Origin of the sequence: Streptomyces sp. NPDC096205 (assembly GCF_044763135.1) — a bacterium.
GTDB lineage: Bacteria > Actinomycetota > Actinomycetes > Streptomycetales > Streptomycetaceae > Streptomyces.
This window is the reverse complement of record NZ_JBIWFS010000010.1, coordinates 52,528-69,942: the sequence shown is the minus strand read 5'-3', so window position 1 is coordinate 69,942 and position 17,415 is coordinate 52,528. Positions and strand designations below refer to the sequence as shown.

The window sequence follows — 17,415 nt, the reverse complement described above, 5'->3', positions numbered from 1 at the left end:
CCGCGTCCGGAGCATGCCGCCCCAGGGCCCTGGCCCACGGAAAGCCCCGGCTAACGGATCATTTCAGAATGAGGCGAAGGAGAGCGATGCATCTCCGGGCATTTGAAGCCTCTGCTCGAGGAAGTGGCAGCGGGACCCCTGGCCGTTCCAGTACAACGATCGCTATGAGTCGGGTGGCGAACGTGATGATCTCGGTTGACATGGCTGACAGTGCAAGTGTGGAGGCGTTGAGCGAGTGGTTGCAGACACAAGCCCCTCGTCGTGATCAAGCGGAGGTCCGGGGGGTGGGTTTCCTGAACTCGCTGACCAGCGCTGAAACCAACCAGTGGGGCGGCTGGAAGCAGCCTGAGTGCGAGGTCTGGGCGGGTGCCTTGAACCATGCCGACCTTGACGCCCTCAGGCAGCGAGTGTTCGAGACGCCATGGCGCGAGCCGAACCTGGTCCAGCTCTTGGTGATGGATCAGGAGGAAGGCTTCTTCCGCATGTGGATGATCCGGGGCAATGAACTGCGGCAGTTTGCACCGCTACAGCCGAACGAGGAGGACGAGGGCTTCTACCTGGACGGGTGAGCTGGGCCGGTGGCGTCACTCCGGCGGTTTCGCTGAGCGTTGGTGGCCTACTTGGCGGCCCAGCAGCCCAAGTTGTTCCGGTTCCCCTCCGACGCCCGGCGCGGCGCGTCCGGCGATCCCAGCAGACCGTACGGCAGATACCCGGACCGGACACCGAGTTCCCACCCATGGACCTGGACGGCGAGGCAGGCCAGGGCGAGGGTGCCGAGGGGGAGGAGGGACCGGGGCGCGGGATCACCGGCATCGGCCTCGACGCTCTCCCGGTACGCGACCAGCCGGGCGACGAGGGCGTCGTCGAAGGCATGCTGGTCGTCGTCGAGGAGTATGCGGAGCAGCCGCTGGTCCGCGCTCAGCGCGTCGCCGACCTCGTCGAGCCGGCGGGCGGCCTCCGCGCGCTCCCCGGGGTCCGGCTTGTGCAGCGGAACCGTAGGCCAGTCGCGGGGCAGATGCCCGGCCGCCTCGGTGAGATAGGGGCACAGGGCGTCCATGGCGGCGAGGTCGGCGGGGTCGGAGACAGAGGTGTACGGGTTGTAGGGCACGCCGTCACGGATGGCGGGCGCGTACTCGCCGCGCAGCAGCAGTCCGGTGACCCGCTCCCAGTCCCACACATGCCCGCTGACGACACACATCTCGAACATGTCGAGCCAGGTCCGCGCGGTGGGCGCCTCCTTGACGACGTCGCGGAAGGTGATGGGACCGTCCCCGAACTCGTCGTCGTCCGGGTCCGTGCTGATCCGCTCCCCGACGAGGGGGAACCGGAGTTCCTGGTCCCCGCTCGGGAAGCACATGATGCTCAGCACTCCGTGCACACACTCCGCAGCAGTGACGGCGACCGTGCCGGCCGCAGCGTCGAGCCCCGGCTCCGTCACCGTTCGCGCGGCGACATGGTCGAGCAGTTCGTCCGCAATTGCCCGGATCAACGTCGGCGAGATGCTGCCGTACCGCAGCGAGTGCCACCGCGTGTAGGCCCGCCCGTCGATGTCGTCGAGCGCCTCGGCCAACCGCTGCTCGCCGACCTGATGACACGTCACATTCCGCACGTACCCCGTCCCTTCATGAACTCCACGACTGGACGAAGCACGTTATCAACGGGCACTGACAGCGCTAGGCAGTTTCGTTTGGATCAGCCGGTCGTTGGTCCGGGTGTGCCGTTGACTGATGCGCAGTGGGCGAGGATCGAGCCGTTACTCCCGGACCGCACGCCGAGGCGAGGTGGCCGGTGGCGGGATCATCGTGAGGTGATCGACGCGATCGCGTTCAAGTTCCAGACCGGAACGCAGTGGGTGCACCTGCCGGAGAAGTACGGCAACTGGCGAGGCGTCTACAACCGGCTGCGGATGTGGGCCGTCGACGGCACTTGGGAGCGGGTGTTCATCGCGCTGATGGCCCAGGCCGACGCGGACGAGGATCTCAACTGGGCCGTGTCGGTGGACTTTCCTGGAGGCCGCCGCGCTCGCGGCCGCCTCCGGCGTCCGGTGGATCGGTACCGCCCCCAACTACGATGCCGGCCGGGCACAGTCCCTGCTGGCCGGTGCGCTGGCGGCCAACCCGCAGGTGCAGGTGTCCACGAAGGTCGGCTACTTCACCGCAGCGACCGGCGGCGCCGCCACCGTCCAAGGAGTACTGACCTGCGGCCAGGCGGTCACCGGCCACAGCCTCGCACCCGAATACGTGCGCTGGCAGATCCGGCGCAACCGCCTCGAACTGCGCCGCGACCGCCTGGACCTGGTCCTGCTGCACAACCCCGAGCAGGCCATGGCCGGAGACCGGGCCGCGCTGTACCGCACGATCCGGGACGCCTTCGCCGTCGTGGAGGAAGAGGTGGCGGCCGGGCACGTCGCCGGATACGGGGTGGCCACCTGGCGCGGGTTCGCGGACGCAGGCCTCTCCGTGCCGCTCCTGACGGCCCTGGCCCGCGAGGCGGCAGGTGGCCAAAAGCAGCACCTGACCGCGATCCAGCTGCCGGTCAGCCTGGTGAGCATGGCACCGATCGAGCTTGCCCTGGACGGGCGCGGGCCGCTGCGGGCAGCCGCGGGTGCAGGGCTGCGGGTGATGGCGTCGGCTCCGCTGCACGGCGGGGAGCTGGTGGAGATGGCCGGCATGGCCGACCTCATCCGCCCGGGCCTGGCCCCTGCTCAGGCCTGCCTGCTGGCAACCGCGTCATGCCCAGGGGTGACGGACGTCCTCGTGTCCGCTTCCAGTGCCTCACCCTGGCAGCAGGCGGCCGACGCGCTCGCCGCCCCCCTTTGGACATCGCCCGACTCCGGGAGATCACTGGTGTACGCACCCCCACCTGACCCCGCCGCCGAGCAGCGCATGCGCGCCCACCACCTGCGTGCGGCCAAGGCCCTGGCCGCAACGGTCGAGCCGGGGGACGAGTTCTGGGGATGGGCCGGGCGCACACTGGGCGCCCCGGCCCGCACCACCGCCGGTGCGGCCGCATGGCTGCGGCTGGCAGTCGCGCCCGAGGACAAGGCGTCCGGGAAGCTGTGGGAGGGCGCCTGGGAGGCCCAGCACGCGCTCGGCAGCCTCGACGGACGCCGTCCGGCGCTGATCGGCGAGGGCCGCATGCTGTGGTGCAGCCCGACCCGTCCCGCAAGCTGCGCGGATATCACCCACGCCCGCCAGTTAGGGCTGGTCAAGCTCCTGGCCGACGGGCCCGCGGTCGAGATCCTCGCCGATGCCGGATACCAGGGTCTGGGCGCGCAGACTGGCGGACGCGTGGTGACACCACCGCACCGCAAGTTCAAGAAGAACGCCCCCGACTGGTACGAGGAGATGTACGAGCGCCAGCGCAAGGCGCACTCCTCACGACGCATCCGGGTCGAGCACGGCATCGCCCATCTGAAGAATTGGCGATCCCTGGCCTGCCACTTCGGCCGCCGTGAGCACATGAGCGACATCGTCCAGGCCATCGCCGGTCTGCTGTCCCATCAGCAGACCGCGGACCTGATCCCAGCACAGCAGATGTGAACACCGAGCCCTGCCTGGGTCCTCGACGTCTCACTGCCTACCGTGCACGAGCTCGTTAGTGGCGGTCGCATTCTGGGCGACCGAGGATCGCAACGTCACCGGGCCCCCCTCGGCTCGCCATGGCGAGGGCCGGCGGTCGTCCTGTGGGGTGACCGAGGATCGCAACGACGAACTGCGCGAGAGGTGGAACGAGCAGCACAGGGTGAAGTGCCGGCGACGCCCGGCACTTCAGCCCTTCCTGCCTGCGGACTGGGCCGTCCTAGCCGAGGGCCCACCGCTGGTTGGAGCCGCCGTTACAGTTCCACAGGACGGCTTGGGTGCCGTTGGCAGTGCCGGCGTTGTACGCGTCCAGGCACAGGCCGGACTGGGCGCTGGTGATGGTGCCGTTCGCGTTGACGTCCCAGCGCTGGTTGGAGCCGCCGTGGCAGTCCCAGATGACGACCCGTGTGCCGGGGGCGGTTCCCGACGCCTCGGCGTCCAGGCACTTGGTGCCGTAGACGCGCAGTTTGCCGGCGTCGGTACGGGCCCACTTCTGGCCGGTGCTGCCCAGGCAGTCCCACAGCTGTACCTGGATGCCGTTGGTCTGGGACGAGTTGGGTACATCCAGGCAGCGGCCGGAGCCGGCGCCGACGACTGATCCCGCGCTCGGCGGCGGGGTCGTCCCGCCTGGCGGGATGTAGGGGCACTTGGTCCGGGACCGGGAGACACCGGTCGTGTCCGCGAGCGAGGGACACAGGAACTGCGTGTAGCGGGTGTCGCTGTCGAGGAAGATCTTCAGCCAGGGGATCACGCGGCGCGTCACGTTCGAGTTGGTGTACGTGGGGAAGGCGTGCCCGCCGGTGGTGAGTTCGACGAAGGCGCTCTGGGTGGCAGCCGGCATGCCGCCGTAGAGGCCGTCGAGGTAGGACGGGGTGACTGTGGTGTCGTCCCGCGCGCCCATGATCATCGTTGGCACCCGCAGCGTGGACAGGTTCTGTGAGGGGGAGAAGGGGGCGAGCGGGACCGCTGCTTTGAGCGTAGGACGCCGCTCGGCCGCGCTGATGGCACCGCCACCGCCCATGGAGTGGCCGATCACTCCGAGTCGGTTGGGATCGACGCGGTCGCGCACCGGGCTCTTCTGGGTCAGGTAGTCGAGTGCGGCGAGGAGTTGGGTCCCGCGAGCGGTGTCGTAGTCGGTGGGGCTGTTGGTGTCGATGCCGATGACGACGAACCCGAAGGAGGCGAGCCAGGGCCCCATCCAGGCGCCTTCGGCGTCCCATTTGGCGGTGTAACCGGGCACGACCGCGACCGCGCCCCACGTGCCGAGGCTCGTGTCGGTCGGGTAGTAGATCTTCGCGCCGTTGAAGCCGTTGCCGGGCGGCACGCTGATCTGGGTGGTGGCGAACGTGCCCCGTTGGGCCGCGACGCTGCTCACGGTCGGGTCCGGGCCGCGCTGGTAGGGGTTGGCTGCGGCCGAGGCGGGCTGGAGCGAGAACAGGGCGGCGATCAGACCGAGTACCGCCGTGATCACGATCGCTCTCAGCTTCGCTCCTACGGGGATAGCGGTGGCAGGTGGGGGCATTGCGCGTTCCTCTCCTTGGTGACGAGCGCATGACCGGGCCGGATGTGTGCGGTGCAGGGTGTGACGCCGCGACGGCCCGGGCTACTTGAGGTGGGTGGCGAGCGGAAGGTTCTGACGGCGTACGTCTCCGGCGACGAGCCCCGCGATCCGCTGTGCGCCGTACGTTTCGAAGTGCGTGTGGTCGTTGCAGAAGAAGGCGCCCACAGGGCCCGATCCGTAGTCACCGTTGTTCGGGCAGAAGCGCAGACTGTTGTAGAGGGAGACGCTCAGTGCCTGCAGGTCGATGACCGGCGCCCCGGTGGCGGCCCCGGCCGCGAGGGTCTCGGGGACGAAGCCGCGGTTCTGGGTCGCCGTGCCGCCGGAACAGGTGATGGCCGCGACCGGCGTGAGCACGACCGGGTGTGCGCCGCGGCTCAGGGCGGCCTGCGCCATCATCGTCATCAGTTGCTGGTAACGGGCCCGGCCGACGTGCCGGGGGCAGGTCGAGGACGAGTCGTTGATGCCGAACTGGATGAACAGGTAGTCGCCCGCCTTCATGCCGGTGCTCGCGTTCAGCATGGCCTGCCAACGGACCGAGAAGGTACTCGGGTTGACGACGCACTCGCCATCGGCGCCCTTGGCGCTGGTCACGTTCGGGTCGTAGAGCCAGGTCTGGATGCTGCGTCCGCCGACTGCCTGGTTCTTGACGGTGACCTCGCTGTTGAACAGGGCGGCGAACTGGCTGCCCCAGCCGACCGGGCAGCGGGCGCTCGGGTTGGCCATGGTGGAGTCGCCGGCCAGCCAGACGGTGACCGGTTCGGCCGCGGCCCGTGCGGCCTGAGCCGTGGCGGGGGAGTCGCCGGGGCAGGGCGCCGCGGTGCTGCCGGCTGCCGATGCGGTGTGAACGCCGGGGCTCGACAAGACGATCAGCAACGCGGTCGTGAGGAGGATCCGCAACTTCTTCATCGGTCTTCTTCCCGGGAGAGGCGTTACGGGCAGGGGTCAGCGCAAGTACGAGGCCAGGGGCAGGCGTTGGTCCCGGATGCTCTGGAGCACCAGGTCGCCGATGCGGGTCGCGCCGTACTGCGAGAAGTGGGTGTTGTCCGTGACGCCGTCGACGGAGGAGCGCAGGTAGAGCTGTGCGGAGGCGGTCGGGCCCAGCGACTCGACCAGCGCCTTGCTCTGGGCCGTCAGGTCGATGACCGCGACTCCCTGTGCCGCGCCGACCGCGCGCATCTGGGCCGGGAGGTCCACGCCGAGGCCGTTGACGTGCAGTGCAGTGGGGGTGAGGCGGTTGCCGTCGAACAGTCGGCGGACCGGCGGGGTCACCAGGACGGGAACGCCGCCCTTGGCGCGGACCTGTGTGATCATGGAGGTGAGGTTGTTCCGGTACGCGGTCGCGCTGGTCTGTTTGTCGTTGTGGCCGAACTGGATGAAGACCGGGTCGTTCGCCCTGACCTTCGACAGAAGCGTTGGGAACAGCGCCGAGTTACTCAGGAAGCTCCCCGAACTCTCCCCGGAATCGGCGTAGTTGGCGATGGCTGCGCCGGGGCGCACCGCGGTCGTGATCATCTGCCCCCAACCGGTGTACGGGGCGGCGGGCTGGTCGCACACGGTCGAGTCCCCGGCGAGGTAGGCGACCAGCGGCTGACTCGCGGGTTTCACCGAGACGGCCGAGACCTGCGGGGCGCTCCCCGCGAACCGGATGTCCAGACCGGGGGTTCCGGTGCCGCCCTGGCCGGTCGGCTGCCCCTCCGGCTGGCGTACGTTGATGGTGAACGAGTACGTGGCGGTGGCTCCGGCGTTCGTCCTCGTCGCCGGGAGCATCAGCCGCCGGGCCTCCACCCACATCTCGGTCTGCCCCGCCGTGGCGCTCCCGACGGAGACGGTCACGTCGTAGTTGCCGGGTGAGACCGCGTAGTGACACGTGACCGCCGACGTAACGGAACAGCCGGCTGGCAGAGCCTGCGCGGTCGCGGTGCCGGCATGCGCCGCACCGGCACCGGTCAGAGCCGCAAGGGTCAGCAGACCCGCCGCTCCCGGCCGGGCCGTGCGCTTGCCGAAGGAACATGATGTCATGCCCATTTCAATTCGATCTCCAGTCCTTGGCCGGGGAGGGTGCGGGAGTGGGGGCGGGGTTACGGCCGGTCGCTCATGCCTGGGTGAAGCCGTTCATGATGGCGGTGGGCCGCTTGGTGGAGGAGTCCCAGGCGCCCATGTTGTAGCCGGTGAACGGGGACATGCCCTCCGGCTCCCAGTAGAAGAGTCCTTGCCCGCCCGTGGCCTTCAGTGCCTTGATGTAGGCGACCAGGGACGCCTGGGTGGAGGAGACCCGGTCCACTCGGCCGCCGAACTCGCTCTGCAGGAACGGCTTTCCGTAGGCGGCCGAGATCTTCTGCATGTTCGCCACGATTCCGGGGGCGAGGTCGGCGCTTCCGTAGGAGGAGAACACCGACATGTCCCACTTGCCGCCGCTGGCCGCGTAGCGGCTGAAGAACGTCGTCATGACGTCGTACTTCTGCGGCTGGGCCAGGTGGATGCACACGGTTGAGCTCGGGGACACTGCCTTCACCTGCGTGTATGCGGCGTTGAGCAGCCCGGTCATCTGCGCCGGGCTGGAGATGCTGCCGACGGGGCGGCAGATCCCGCTGTTGATCTCATTGCCGATCTGCACCCATGTGGGAAGCACGTCGTTGTACTTCATGACGTTCATCGTGTGGAACACGTAGTCGTTCATCGCGGACAGCATCTGGCTGTAGCCCATGCTCTTCCAGGCTGCAGGCGGGTTCTGTACGCCGACGGAGTTCCACGTGTCGCCGAACATGTAGTCCAGCATGATCGACATCCCGGCGGCCTTGACCCGCTTGGCGAATGCGGCGACCTCTTCGATGCCGCAGTGCCCGTTGGCCGGGTCGCTGGACGGGTTGACGAACGTGCGCAGCCGGACCGCTGTGATCCCGTACCCCTTGAGGATGGTCAGCAGGTCCTGCGTCTGCCCGCTCGCGTTCTTCCAGAAGTAACCGTGCGCCTCCATCTGCGGCGCCCAGCTGATGTCGACGCCCTTGACGAATCCGGTGGCGGCGTCGGCCGGTGATGTGAGTTCACCGAATGCGGCGGCCATGGTGACCGCGCCGGCGGTCGCGGTGGTGGCCTTGAGGAGGGTCCGGCGGCTGATCGGAGTGGGGCGAGGGGTGTTGTTCGGGTGCATGGTTGTTCCCTTCTGTCCGTTGGCCGTACGTGACCGCGGATCGCGGGGCAGTCCGAAACGAACGTGATCACCAACAAACTTGTGAACGCTCCCAAGCAGAGGCGAGGTTGAGACTGCGACGTGGCAGTTGAAGGTGCTCAAGGTCGGAAATCGGTGGTCATCCGAATGTGAACGATCCCAGATCGAGCCGTGTAGCGCACCACGCAGTTTCTCGGGCGTGTCCATGACTGTCAATCGGGAGGTGCGAGAAAGTCACGAATCCGAACAAGGCTAAACATCAAGTGCGACAGAAACCTTGACGAGATATCAGGGTCTTCCTAGTCTCCCAACTCATGGGAGCGATCCCACGGCTGCTCGAGTGAGCGGCCATCATCCACACCCCTCCCATGGCGATACCGCGTTCACCCACCCCCTGCACCGGAGGTCATCGTGGCCGATGCACCCTGGAGTCCCCCACCGCGCCGTTACCGCACGGATCCCGATGCCGGTCGGGAACCAGGGCCAGACTGATGGGCGGCGTCACGGCCGCCGTCGCACTGGGCCCTCTCCGCGCTCACCGGCCTGCCGGGCACGGCGCACGCCGCGACCGCGGCAGGTCGAACGACCGAGGGCTGACCAGCACCCGCACCAGCAGCGGCAACCAGGTGTCCAGGCGCTGGCGGCCACCGACCCCGACAATGTGGCGTTCAACGTGTACCGCGGCACCACCAAGCTCAACTCCTCACTGCCCACCGCCTCCACGAACTACTTCGAGGGTGGCGCCCCCGACTCGGCCGACTACACGGTGTGCGCCGTGGTGAATGGCACCGAGCAGCCCGCGTCCGAGCACGCGCTCCAGTTCCGCAACGGATACCTCGACGTGCCGATCGCGCCACCGGTCGGCGGTACGACCCCCGACCGCGTGACCTACACGTACGTGGCCAACGACGCCTCCGTCGGCGACCTCGACGGCGACGGTGCAAGCTCGACCTGGTCCTCAAATGGCAGCCCACCAACGCCAAGGACAACTCCCAGTCCGGCTACACAGAAACACCATCGTCGACGGCATCAAGCTGGACGGCACCCGCCTGTGGCGCATCGACCCGGGCCGCAATATCCGCTCTGCAGCACTACACGCAGTTCCAGGTGTACGACTACGACGGCGACGGAAAGGCCGAGGTCGCCATGAAGACGGCCGACGGCACCCGGGACGGCACGGGCGCGGTCATTGGCAACTCCTTGGCCGACCACCGCAATTCCAGCGGCTGCGTCCTGGCGGGCCCCGAGTACTGACGATGTTCAACCGCAGACCGGCAAGGCGATGCAGAGCGTCGACTACGCCCCGGCCCGCGGCACCGTCTCCTCCTGGGGCGACTCGTACGGCCGCGTCGACTGGTTCCTCGCCGGCACGGCCTACCTGGCAGGCACGGCCGCGGGGGAGACGCAGTGCGGGCGCCGGAAGCGGCCTGGGTGTGGGTGGCGTGGGTGCGTGGAGCAGGTCGGCGGCAGCGCTGGCGAGCTGGAGCAGGAGTTCGTGGGCGACGCCGGCGGCGAGCCTGATAGCCCATGCCGCCTGGTCGAGTTCTTCCCCGCCGTACAAAGCCCATCGGTCGTCCGTGGCGTGGGGGATGTGCTCGAAGGTGATGGTCCGGTTCCGTGCGCGCCAGGTCGCTCGTGCCGGGTGGCACGCCAGATGTCATCCGGCGTCGCGCAGCGGGTCGTGTGATTCCGGAGCACCTGTCGGAAGTGGGGCGTCGAGGTGCTGCAGCAGCGTCTGGATGAGGGGCAGGGGGGGCTGGTGGTGAGGTCGCGTGCCAGAGCCGTTCGCCGACGGGCCGGTTTACTTCACGCTGTGCCCGGTCACCGAGGACCGGGCCCAGGCTCAGGAGTGGTTACACCCCTGCTGGGGAGCGGTCGGTATTGAGGGCTACGGGCTCATGGGGCGGGACCAGGCCTAGCTGCCGGGAATACTGGCTTGGCGTGTTAACTGCGCTCTTTCTGGCTCGTTTGGCAGGACCATCTAGCCTCGAGAGGCGCGGTGCGCATAACCTCCACCGCGGCTCGGTGGAGATGCGACGGCCCCTCTCCGTGTTGCGGTTTCACCCGAGTCGCTATGGCTGGGCGGGTGTTCGTGCGCCGAGAAAGGCGCGGTCGGTGGCCATGCCAGCGAGGAGTTCGTCGCAGAATGTGTCGAGGTCTTCGCGGGCGAGGGCGGCGTGGCGTTCGGCGATGTGCTGGGTCTCCCGGTGCAGCCGGGCGTTGTCCACGCCCGACGCGGTGGGTCAGGTCCTCCACCATGGCGAGGTCGTCATCTGTGAGTGGGGCGCGGTCGGCGGAGCGGCCGATGGTCAGGGCGCCGAGAACCTGTCGGCGTGCGCGTACGGGGGCGACTACAGCAGTGTCGGTGCCGAGCTGGGCGAACAGCTCAAGCTGACGCGCGTGCAACGGGTCGGCAGCCTTGTCAGGGCTGGGGATGTCGGCTGCGGCTAGAGGGCGTCTGAAAAGCCTGTCAGCGGGCAAGCTGCCTGGTAGCGGGGCGGTGACGCACTTTCGGGGGCCGGGGTGTGCGGGCTGCGTACCCGCTACTCAACGGATCTGTCCGATCCGGAGTGGGAGATCCTCTGTCCGCAGGTTCCAGCGGTCAAGCCCGGTGGGCGACCGGCGAAACACGCGCGGCGGGAGATCCTCGACGCGTTGGCGTACTGGCTGCGGGCCGGCTGTGCCTGGAGACTGCTGCCGCATGATCTGCCTCCGTGGCAGACCGTCTACCACTACTGGCGGCGATGGCAGCAAGAGGGCGTGTGGGAGCGAATGTTGACGGCGCTGCGCGAACGCGAGCGAGTGCAGCTCGGTCGTGATCCCCTTCCCAGCGCGGCCATCGTGGACAGCCAGAGCGTTAGGGCCAGTGAGCGCGGTGGCCTGCACGGGTACGACGGAGGCAAGAAGGTCAGCGGCATCAAGCGCCACCTGCTTGTCGATACCAGCGGCACCGTCCTGGTGGCCTGCGTGAGCCCGGGTCGGTGATCGCGACAGCGCCGTGGTGCTGTTCTCCCGGGCTGCCGATGCCTTACCGCGCCTTCGGCACGTGTGGGCAGACCAGGGCTACCGCGGCGCCGACTTCCATGCCTGGGCCCGGGACGCCGCCGGCATCACCGTGGAGGTCGTGCAGCGCCGCGACGGAGGGTTCCGCTCGACCTGGGCGAAGGTAGGGGCACCTCCTCCGACAGTGCCCCTGTTCTCGGTGGTACCGCGACGCTGGGTGGTAGAGCGGACGTTCGCCTGGCTGGGACGGTGTCGCCGCCTGTCGAAGGACTACGAGTACCTGCGCGTCTGCTCGGAGAACGCCATCTACCTCACCATAGCCATGCTCCTCGTGCGCCGCCTTGCAAGATCAGCCCGCTGACAGGCTTTTCAGACGCCCTCTACTGGGGTTTTCGGCTTGTCGTCGGGTAGTGACGGTTCGTGATCGTTGAGGTATGCCGGTGAGGTGAGGTATCCGGAGGGTGGGGGCCTGACCGCTGAGCGTCGGGCGTTTCGTGAGGGGATCCGGCTTCTGGCCGGCGAGCAGTTCGCGGCGGGTGAGAAGACCGCAGTGATCGCGAAGGACCTGCGGGTGAGTGTGCGGTCGGTGGAACGCTGGCGCCGAGCCTGGCGCGAAGGCGGACTGGGAGCCCTGCGTTCCGCGGGCCCGGCGAACTCCCCGACCGTCACAGACGCCCAGTTCGCCGAACTCGAGGAAGAACTCGCCAGAGGCCCGGCAGCGCACGGCTTCGACGATCAGCGGTGGATCCTCCTCCGAGTCCAGACGGTGATCCGCCGCCGTTTGTGGGTGACCCTGTCCGTGGCGACGGTGTGGCGACTGCTGAAAAGACACGGCTGGTCCTGGCAGGCGCCCGCCCGCCGTGCTCTGGAGCGCGACGAGCACGCGGTGGAGCTGTGGAAGAAGGAGGTGTGGCCGCGGGTAAAAGCCTGACGGCGGCGTCCGGCGCCTGGATCGTCTTCGAGGACGAGGCCGGGTTCTCGATGACGCCGCCGATCGCTCGCACCTGGGGCCGGCGCGGACACACGCCCGTCATCCGTGTTCGCGGCAGGTCCCGCCGCCGGACATCGGTCGCCGCCCTGTGCTGGTACAAGCAAGGCCAGACGAGCCGCCTCATTCACCGGCCCCGCAGCCACCTCCTGCTCAAGGGCGCCCGGAAGAGTTTCTCGTGGAAGGACTATCGCGACCTGCTGGTCCGCGCGCACCGCCAGCTCGGCGGCCCGATCGTCGTGGTGTGGGACAACCGCAACACCCATCTGGCCACCGGACTGAAACGGTATGAAGCCGAGCACGACTGGCTCACGACCGTCCGCCTCCCGCCCTACGCACCGGACCTGAACCCCGTCGAAGCCGTCTGGTCACTCGTACGCAGAGCGATGGCCAACAGCGCTTTCGACACACCCGACGACCCCGACCGCGTGCTGCGACGAGAGTTACGCAGAATCCAGCTCCGGCCCCATCTCATCGACGGCTGTCTCACCGCCACCGGACTCACCCACTCAGACCCGACCCCGCCCTGAGACCGTACGCATCGCGTACGGGGGGCGTATGGCGTCCACTGCTCAACACCTTCAAAAGCGGAGTGAAAACAGGTGCGGAAGGTGTTCGGAGATGGACGAGGACGTGCTCGATGCCACCGACGAAGAGCGCCGGGGGGTGCCCCTATGGGTTTGGTCAAGCTGAAGGGGCGGGTTGGGGTTCGTAGTAGGTGCCGTCGCGGAGCATCGCGAAGAGCATGTCGGCTCCTCGTCTTGCGCGGCAGAGGAGAGCTTGGGTGTGGTGCTTGCCCTGGCTGATCTTCTTGTCGTAGTAGGTCCTGGAATGGGGGCCGGCCTCGCCAGAGGCTTCGCCGAGGGACGGGTTCGGCGCGGCCGGCCCCGGGTGGCATCCGGGACGGCCAGTCGCCCGTACCCGCCGATCGTGGCGGGCGCGGGCGACTGGGCGGCACGGGCGACGAGGGCGAGCGCCCGGCCGGCGGGGCCTGTGCTCGCTGCGTCACCGCCGGCGCTGGTCACCTCACCGTCGCACCTCCCGCGCATAGGGTGCGACGGTGATCCGGTCGATCAGCGGCGCGTAGCGGGAGCGGAGCAGCATCCCGGGGAACGTCTCCGAGGCGTAGGTGGTGCCATCGAAGTTCGGCAGTTCTTCGGACCGGAAGGTGATCGTGTTCTGCCCCTTCTTGAGGTGGACGGGGACGGTCAGCTCCCAGAAGTTGTTCTGGTGGAAGCTGTGCGGGAATCCGACGCGCCTCATGTCGCCGCCGTTGACGATGATGTCGGCGTGGCGGGCGAGCGGGTCCGGGTTGTAGTGGGTGGCCTCCGACTGCTCGGGGTTGGAGTAGCGGATGCGCAGCGCGTACCGGCCGGCCCGGTCGGCGTCGACGGCGAAGGTCGCCGTGTTGCCGTTGCCCGGCCCGCCGCCGATGCCGGTGATCGCCGTGCCGTCGGTGGCCAGGGAGAGCGGGCTGAGCGTGGCCGAGCCCGCGAGCTTGGCGTCCTGTGCCTCGTAGGTACGCGCCGGCAGTGCGTCGTCGGTGGCTGTGACCGTGAGACGGTCGACGAGGGTGGTGGACGAAGCTCCGGTCAGGGTCACCTTGTTGATGCCGCCCGAGAGGGAGACCGCGACGCTGCGCTTATCCCCTGAGACGCGCAGGACCTCGTTTCCGTTGACGGTGAGCCGGGCGTTGGCGGCGCCGAGGGTGTCGACCTCGAGGGTCGCCTCGCGGTCGGCGGGCGAGTAGACCCAGAACGTGGCGGTCCCGTTCTTCGGGAGGCGGGCCGCGCCGGATCCGGTGGCGGGGGCCTTGGCGTGCTTGGCCTCACCGTAGACGGGCGCGGCCCCGCCGCCGAGCCAGGCGAGTTCGCCCTCGTAGACCTGAGTGCCGGCCGATGCCTCGGACAGAGAGAGGGTGAGGCGGTCGACGATGGCGTCACCCTTGGTGGCGCGCTTGCCGTCGGCGCTCTTCGCGGCGAGCGTCAGGGTGTGCTTGCCCTTGGTGAGCCGGACCGTGGCGTCGGTGTGGTCCCACACCACCCACTTGTAGGCCGGCGGCAGGTGCAGTTCCTGCTCGCTGTCCGCCTTGCCGTCTACGCGCAGGAAGACATTGGTGGGGCCCTGTTCCTTCACCTTGTCGAAGGTGTTGAGGGAGTTGGCGAAGACGCTCAGGTCGTAGGTGCCGTCCTCGGGCACGTCCACGGTGAAGTCGAGTGTGACGTCCGAGCCGGTGCGCAGGCCGCCCACGTCGTAGCCGCCGGAGGTGTAGAACTTCGACACGTCGCGGGGCGAGCCCTCCGGGCCGTTCTTCGAGTAGCCGGCCCCGGTGTGGGCGGCGTCCTCCGCCTCGTACGAGGCGTTCCAGCGCACAGGCGGGGACTGGGTGTCCTTCGCCTTGCCGGCCGGGCTGAGGACGATCTCGTAGGACGAGGACTCCTTCAGCTTCGGCAGCGCCCCGTCGCCGAAGTCGACGACGACCCTGCCGTCGTCACCGACCTTCAGGTTCTGCTCCGCGAGCAGCTTCGGGCCGGAGTTGTCGCCCACCTGCCCGCTCCATTCGATCTCCTTCACCCAGGCGTGCACGCGGTCGCCGAAGAGCTTCTTCGGGACGTTGTCGAAGATGATGTGGCCCTTGCCGGTGGAGCCACCGAAGATCAGCCGGGACTGCTTCTTCTTCTCGTCGAGCGTGGCGACGCCCTGCATGGTGTAGTTCTCGCCCGGGAACGGCGGGGTCACCTTCACCGTGTGCCCGCTCATCGAGGCGTACGAGTTCAGCAGCCACCACTGGCCGTTGCCGCGGTTGGACTGCACCGCGGAGTCGGAGAGGTTGCCGTCGATGTTCCAGTACGCGATGTCGGCGTCGACCTTGGACTCCTCGATCGCGGAGACCCACTGGATCATCTGGCCGGGGACGGAGGTGTGGTAGTTGAAGGCATACTCGTTGATGTTGACGGGGAGTCGGGTGCCCTCGCGGTCGGTGCCCTTGAACAGGTCCTTCTCCCAGGCGCGGTACTTGGCGACGCTGTCGCGAACCGCCTCCGGGTGGCTCAGCTCGTGCCAGGTGATGACGTCCGGGAGGGTGCCTGCGGCAAGGGTGTGCGTGAGGAAGCCCTTCACCTGGTCGAAGAGGACGCTGGTGTTGGGACCGGCGATGCGGGCCTCGGGCATCTTGCCCTTGATGAGCTGTTGGACGTCGTCCCAGGCGGCGAAGTAGTCGTCCGGGTCGTTGAGCCAGCTGACCTTGTTGTAGCTCCACTCGCCGGTGCCGAACATGTTGCCCTCGGGCTCGTTGAACGGCACGAAGACGACGTTGTCCTGGTACTGCTTGGGCAGTTTCAGGACCTGGTCGACCTGCTTGGCGACCTTCTCCTTGTAGAGTTTGAGCTTCTCCTCGGGTGTGTCGCCCGGCCACTGGTACGGGAAGCCGCGGTGGATGTCGGTCATGTAGATGTACACGTCACCATCGGTGGAGTCCGCCAGCGGCTTGACGACCTCGAGCGCGTCGGCACCGGGGTGCTGCGGCCCGTCCTGGGCCTTGGTGGAGACCGTGCGCAGCCCCATGCCCTCGATGAGGTTGTTGCTGGGGACGTCCGGCCCGTACACGCCGTAGAGGGTGCCGGAGGCGCCGCCGTGGAACGTGCCGGTGTCCGAGCCGAGGTCGACGGTGAGCTGCCCCTCGCGGACCACGGTGACGGTGGCCTTTACCGCGCGTCCGGCCGCGGTGCCGGCGACGGTGAACGCCCCCGCCCGGGCGTACTTGTCGGCCGGTACGGCGTCCCAGGTGACCGGCGTGTCACGGTCATAGCCGTCGGAGAAGGCGGAGCGGACGGCGGTGGGGAGGGACGGGGCGGTGCCGACCGTGGTGCGGACCTCGAAAGACGCCTTGGAGAGCTCCTGGAGCGTGGGCACGGTGGTGACCGTACCGGCCACCTGCTCGGGGCTGAGCGCCGAGTGCCACACGGTGAAGTCATCGATCGCGCCCTTGAACAGCGGGTCCGGCCAGAAGGACTTGCCGATGTAGCCGGCGGTCGTGGCCGAACTCTCCAACAGCTCCTTGGCCTTGACGTCGGTCGCAGCGGAGGAGACCGCCACGCCGTCGAGGTAGGTGGTGACCCGGTGGGCGGAGCTGTCGAGGGTGACGGTGACGGTCCGCCATCCGTCCGCGGGGAGTGCAGCATAGCCGCTGACCTGTGCCTCCGCGCCGCCTCCGTCGGCGGTCACGGCGGTGCGCAGCACGCTGCCGTTGGAGGGGGTGGTGAAGAGGTACTTGGTGTTGTCGGTGCCCAGGTCGAAGATCCGCTGCCAGGCGGACTTGTCGTCGTTCCACTTCACGCGGGCGGAGACCGTCAGGTCGGTGGCGTCGCTGAGGATTTCGCGGGGGAGGCGGACGTACGCGCCCTTGAAGTCGGGCGCGCCGCCGGGCAGAGCGAGCGCCTTGCCGCCGCCCGTGCCCTCAACGGACCGGGCGGTGGAGGCGTTCACCAGGCTTGCCGTCAGGCCGTTGCCGGAGCTGTCGGTGATCCTGCCGGAGGCGAGGTCGTCCTGGTCGAAGGTGTAGTGGGCGGTGGGCCGGGGCGCCTCGGCCGCCTGCGCGGGGACGGCCGGTGCGGCCAGCAGGCCCGCTCCGAGGGTCAGTGCCACGGCGGCCGGGGCCCGGCGCCAGGCGGATCTGTCAGCGGATGGCATGGGTAGCGTCCTCAATCCTTGAGTAACGAGTTCCGGTCGGCCCACCTCGGTCGGATGCGCGGCCACATGGTGTTTCCAGCGCGGAGAGCCGGGGGAGCAGCACACGTCGAACCGGTTCGACCACGCAAAGGCGAGAAACCCTGCAAGGTGGCGGGGATGGCGGCTCCGCGCTCAGGGAACTGTTCGGGTCGGGTCATCGGAAGGATCGCTTCATCGAACCGGTTCGGGGAAGCTAGCACCGGGAAACCGCACCATCAATCCCTCCGACGCGAGGTTTTTCCAGTCTCCTGCCTCGGAGCAGTAGTGTGGTCCGAGGTGTTGACACGCGGACGGGCAGTTCCTACCGTCACTTCACGCGAACCGGTTCGACAGCCAACCCGCGCATCTCGCTTTCCACTCCATATCCGCATGGCCGACGAGCGCTTCC

Annotated in this window: 13 protein-coding genes and 5 pseudogenes; 9 read left to right on the top strand and 9 right to left on the bottom strand. The window is 68.4% G+C overall.

Annotated features, from left to right (window positions below; genetic code table 11):
- The first annotated feature begins 164 nt into the window (after positions 1-164).
- On the top strand, positions 165-569 hold the full coding sequence (locus ACIQ6Y_RS32165; RefSeq protein ID WP_404044300.1) for a squamosa promoter-binding protein 15: 405 nt from the start codon (positions 165-167) through the stop codon (positions 567-569).
- A gap of 47 nt (positions 570-616) precedes the next feature.
- Here ACIQ6Y_RS32165 and ACIQ6Y_RS32160 read toward each other — a convergent pair whose 3' ends face one another.
- Positions 617-1,609: an immunity 49 family protein gene (locus tag ACIQ6Y_RS32160; protein ID WP_404044298.1), complete on the bottom strand. Its 993-nt coding sequence runs from the start codon at positions 1,607-1,609 to the stop codon at positions 617-619.
- Between ACIQ6Y_RS32160 and ACIQ6Y_RS32155 the strand changes: the two are divergent.
- Together ACIQ6Y_RS32155 and ACIQ6Y_RS32150 are read left to right on the top strand one after the other, a co-directional pair.
- A pseudogene (locus ACIQ6Y_RS32155) lies at positions 1,589-1,930 on the top strand (transposase); the annotation flags it as partial. The gene ACIQ6Y_RS32160 and the pseudogene ACIQ6Y_RS32155 overlap by 21 nt on opposite strands.
- A gap of 46 nt (positions 1,931-1,976) precedes the next feature.
- Entirely contained in the window at positions 1,977-3,542 is a 1,566-nt protein-coding gene (locus ACIQ6Y_RS32150) for an aldo/keto reductase (protein ID WP_404045107.1), read from the top strand.
- A 259-nt stretch (positions 3,543-3,801) separates the two neighbouring features.
- Here the strand turns inward: ACIQ6Y_RS32150 and ACIQ6Y_RS32145 are convergent, their stop codons facing one another.
- From ACIQ6Y_RS32145 to ACIQ6Y_RS32130, 4 genes are all read right to left on the bottom strand, one after another.
- On the bottom strand, positions 3,802-5,052 hold the full coding sequence (locus tag ACIQ6Y_RS32145; RefSeq protein WP_404044296.1) for an RICIN domain-containing protein: 1,251 nt from the start codon (positions 5,050-5,052) through the stop codon (positions 3,802-3,804).
- A gap of 132 nt (positions 5,053-5,184) precedes the next feature.
- Complete coding sequence (locus tag ACIQ6Y_RS32140) at positions 5,185-6,048, bottom strand: GDSL-type esterase/lipase family protein (protein ID WP_404044294.1); 864 nt, start codon at positions 6,046-6,048, stop codon at positions 5,185-5,187.
- 36 nt (positions 6,049-6,084) lie between these two features.
- Positions 6,085-7,161, bottom strand: a complete 1,077-nt coding sequence (locus ACIQ6Y_RS32135) for a rhamnogalacturonan acetylesterase (RefSeq protein WP_404044292.1) — start codon at positions 7,159-7,161, stop codon at positions 6,085-6,087.
- A 73-nt stretch (positions 7,162-7,234) separates the two neighbouring features.
- Positions 7,235-8,290, bottom strand: coding sequence for a glycosyl hydrolase 53 family protein (locus tag ACIQ6Y_RS32130; protein WP_404044290.1), 1,056 nt, complete (start codon positions 8,288-8,290; stop codon positions 7,235-7,237).
- A 436-nt stretch (positions 8,291-8,726) separates the two neighbouring features.
- On the opposite strand from ACIQ6Y_RS32130, the pseudogene ACIQ6Y_RS32125 reads away from it, so the two are divergent.
- From ACIQ6Y_RS32125 to ACIQ6Y_RS32115, 3 genes and pseudogenes are all read left to right on the top strand, one after another.
- Positions 8,727-9,200: pseudogene (locus ACIQ6Y_RS32125) on the top strand (hypothetical protein); the annotation flags it as partial.
- Complete coding sequence (locus ACIQ6Y_RS32120; RefSeq protein ID WP_404045105.1) at positions 9,140-9,562, top strand: hypothetical protein; 423 nt, start codon at positions 9,140-9,142, stop codon at positions 9,560-9,562. The pseudogene ACIQ6Y_RS32125 and the gene ACIQ6Y_RS32120, both read left to right, overlap by 61 nt.
- A 28-nt stretch (positions 9,563-9,590) precedes the next feature.
- Positions 9,591-9,995, top strand: coding sequence for a hypothetical protein (locus ACIQ6Y_RS32115; RefSeq protein ID WP_404044288.1), 405 nt, complete (start codon positions 9,591-9,593; stop codon positions 9,993-9,995).
- Positions 9,996-10,380: 385 nt separating this feature from the next.
- On the opposite strand, the gene ACIQ6Y_RS32110 is transcribed toward ACIQ6Y_RS32115, so the two are convergent.
- Positions 10,381-10,536 carry a hypothetical protein gene (locus ACIQ6Y_RS32110; RefSeq protein WP_404045145.1) on the bottom strand — a complete coding sequence of 52 codons (156 nt, stop codon included), beginning with the start codon at positions 10,534-10,536 and terminating at the stop codon, positions 10,381-10,383.
- A gap of 61 nt (positions 10,537-10,597) precedes the next feature.
- A pseudogene (locus ACIQ6Y_RS32105) lies at positions 10,598-10,714 on the bottom strand (hypothetical protein); the annotation flags it as partial.
- A 117-nt stretch (positions 10,715-10,831) separates the two neighbouring features.
- Here ACIQ6Y_RS32105 and ACIQ6Y_RS32100 point away from each other — a divergent pair.
- The 3 genes and pseudogenes from ACIQ6Y_RS32100 to ACIQ6Y_RS32090 all read left to right on the top strand — a co-directional run bounded on the left by ACIQ6Y_RS32100 (position 10,832) and on the right by ACIQ6Y_RS32090 (position 12,829).
- Positions 10,832-11,672, top strand: a pseudogene (locus ACIQ6Y_RS32100) (IS5 family transposase).
- Between the two features lie 84 nt (positions 11,673-11,756).
- Positions 11,757-12,242, top strand: coding sequence for a winged helix-turn-helix domain-containing protein (locus tag ACIQ6Y_RS32095; protein WP_404044286.1), 486 nt, complete (start codon positions 11,757-11,759; stop codon positions 12,240-12,242).
- A 50-nt stretch (positions 12,243-12,292) separates the two neighbouring features.
- Positions 12,293-12,829, top strand: a complete 537-nt coding sequence (locus ACIQ6Y_RS32090; protein WP_404045103.1) for a transposase — start codon at positions 12,293-12,295, stop codon at positions 12,827-12,829.
- Positions 12,830-12,983: 154 nt separating this feature from the next.
- Here the strand turns inward: ACIQ6Y_RS32090 and ACIQ6Y_RS32085 are convergent.
- Both ACIQ6Y_RS32085 and ACIQ6Y_RS32080 read right to left on the bottom strand, forming a co-directional pair.
- Positions 12,984-13,136 (bottom strand): annotated as a pseudogene (locus ACIQ6Y_RS32085) (IS110 family transposase); the annotation flags it as partial.
- Between the two features lie 189 nt (positions 13,137-13,325).
- Complete coding sequence (locus ACIQ6Y_RS32080; RefSeq protein WP_404044284.1) at positions 13,326-16,988, bottom strand: LamG-like jellyroll fold domain-containing protein; 3,663 nt, start codon at positions 16,986-16,988, stop codon at positions 13,326-13,328.
- Positions 16,989-17,415 lie beyond the last annotated feature (427 nt).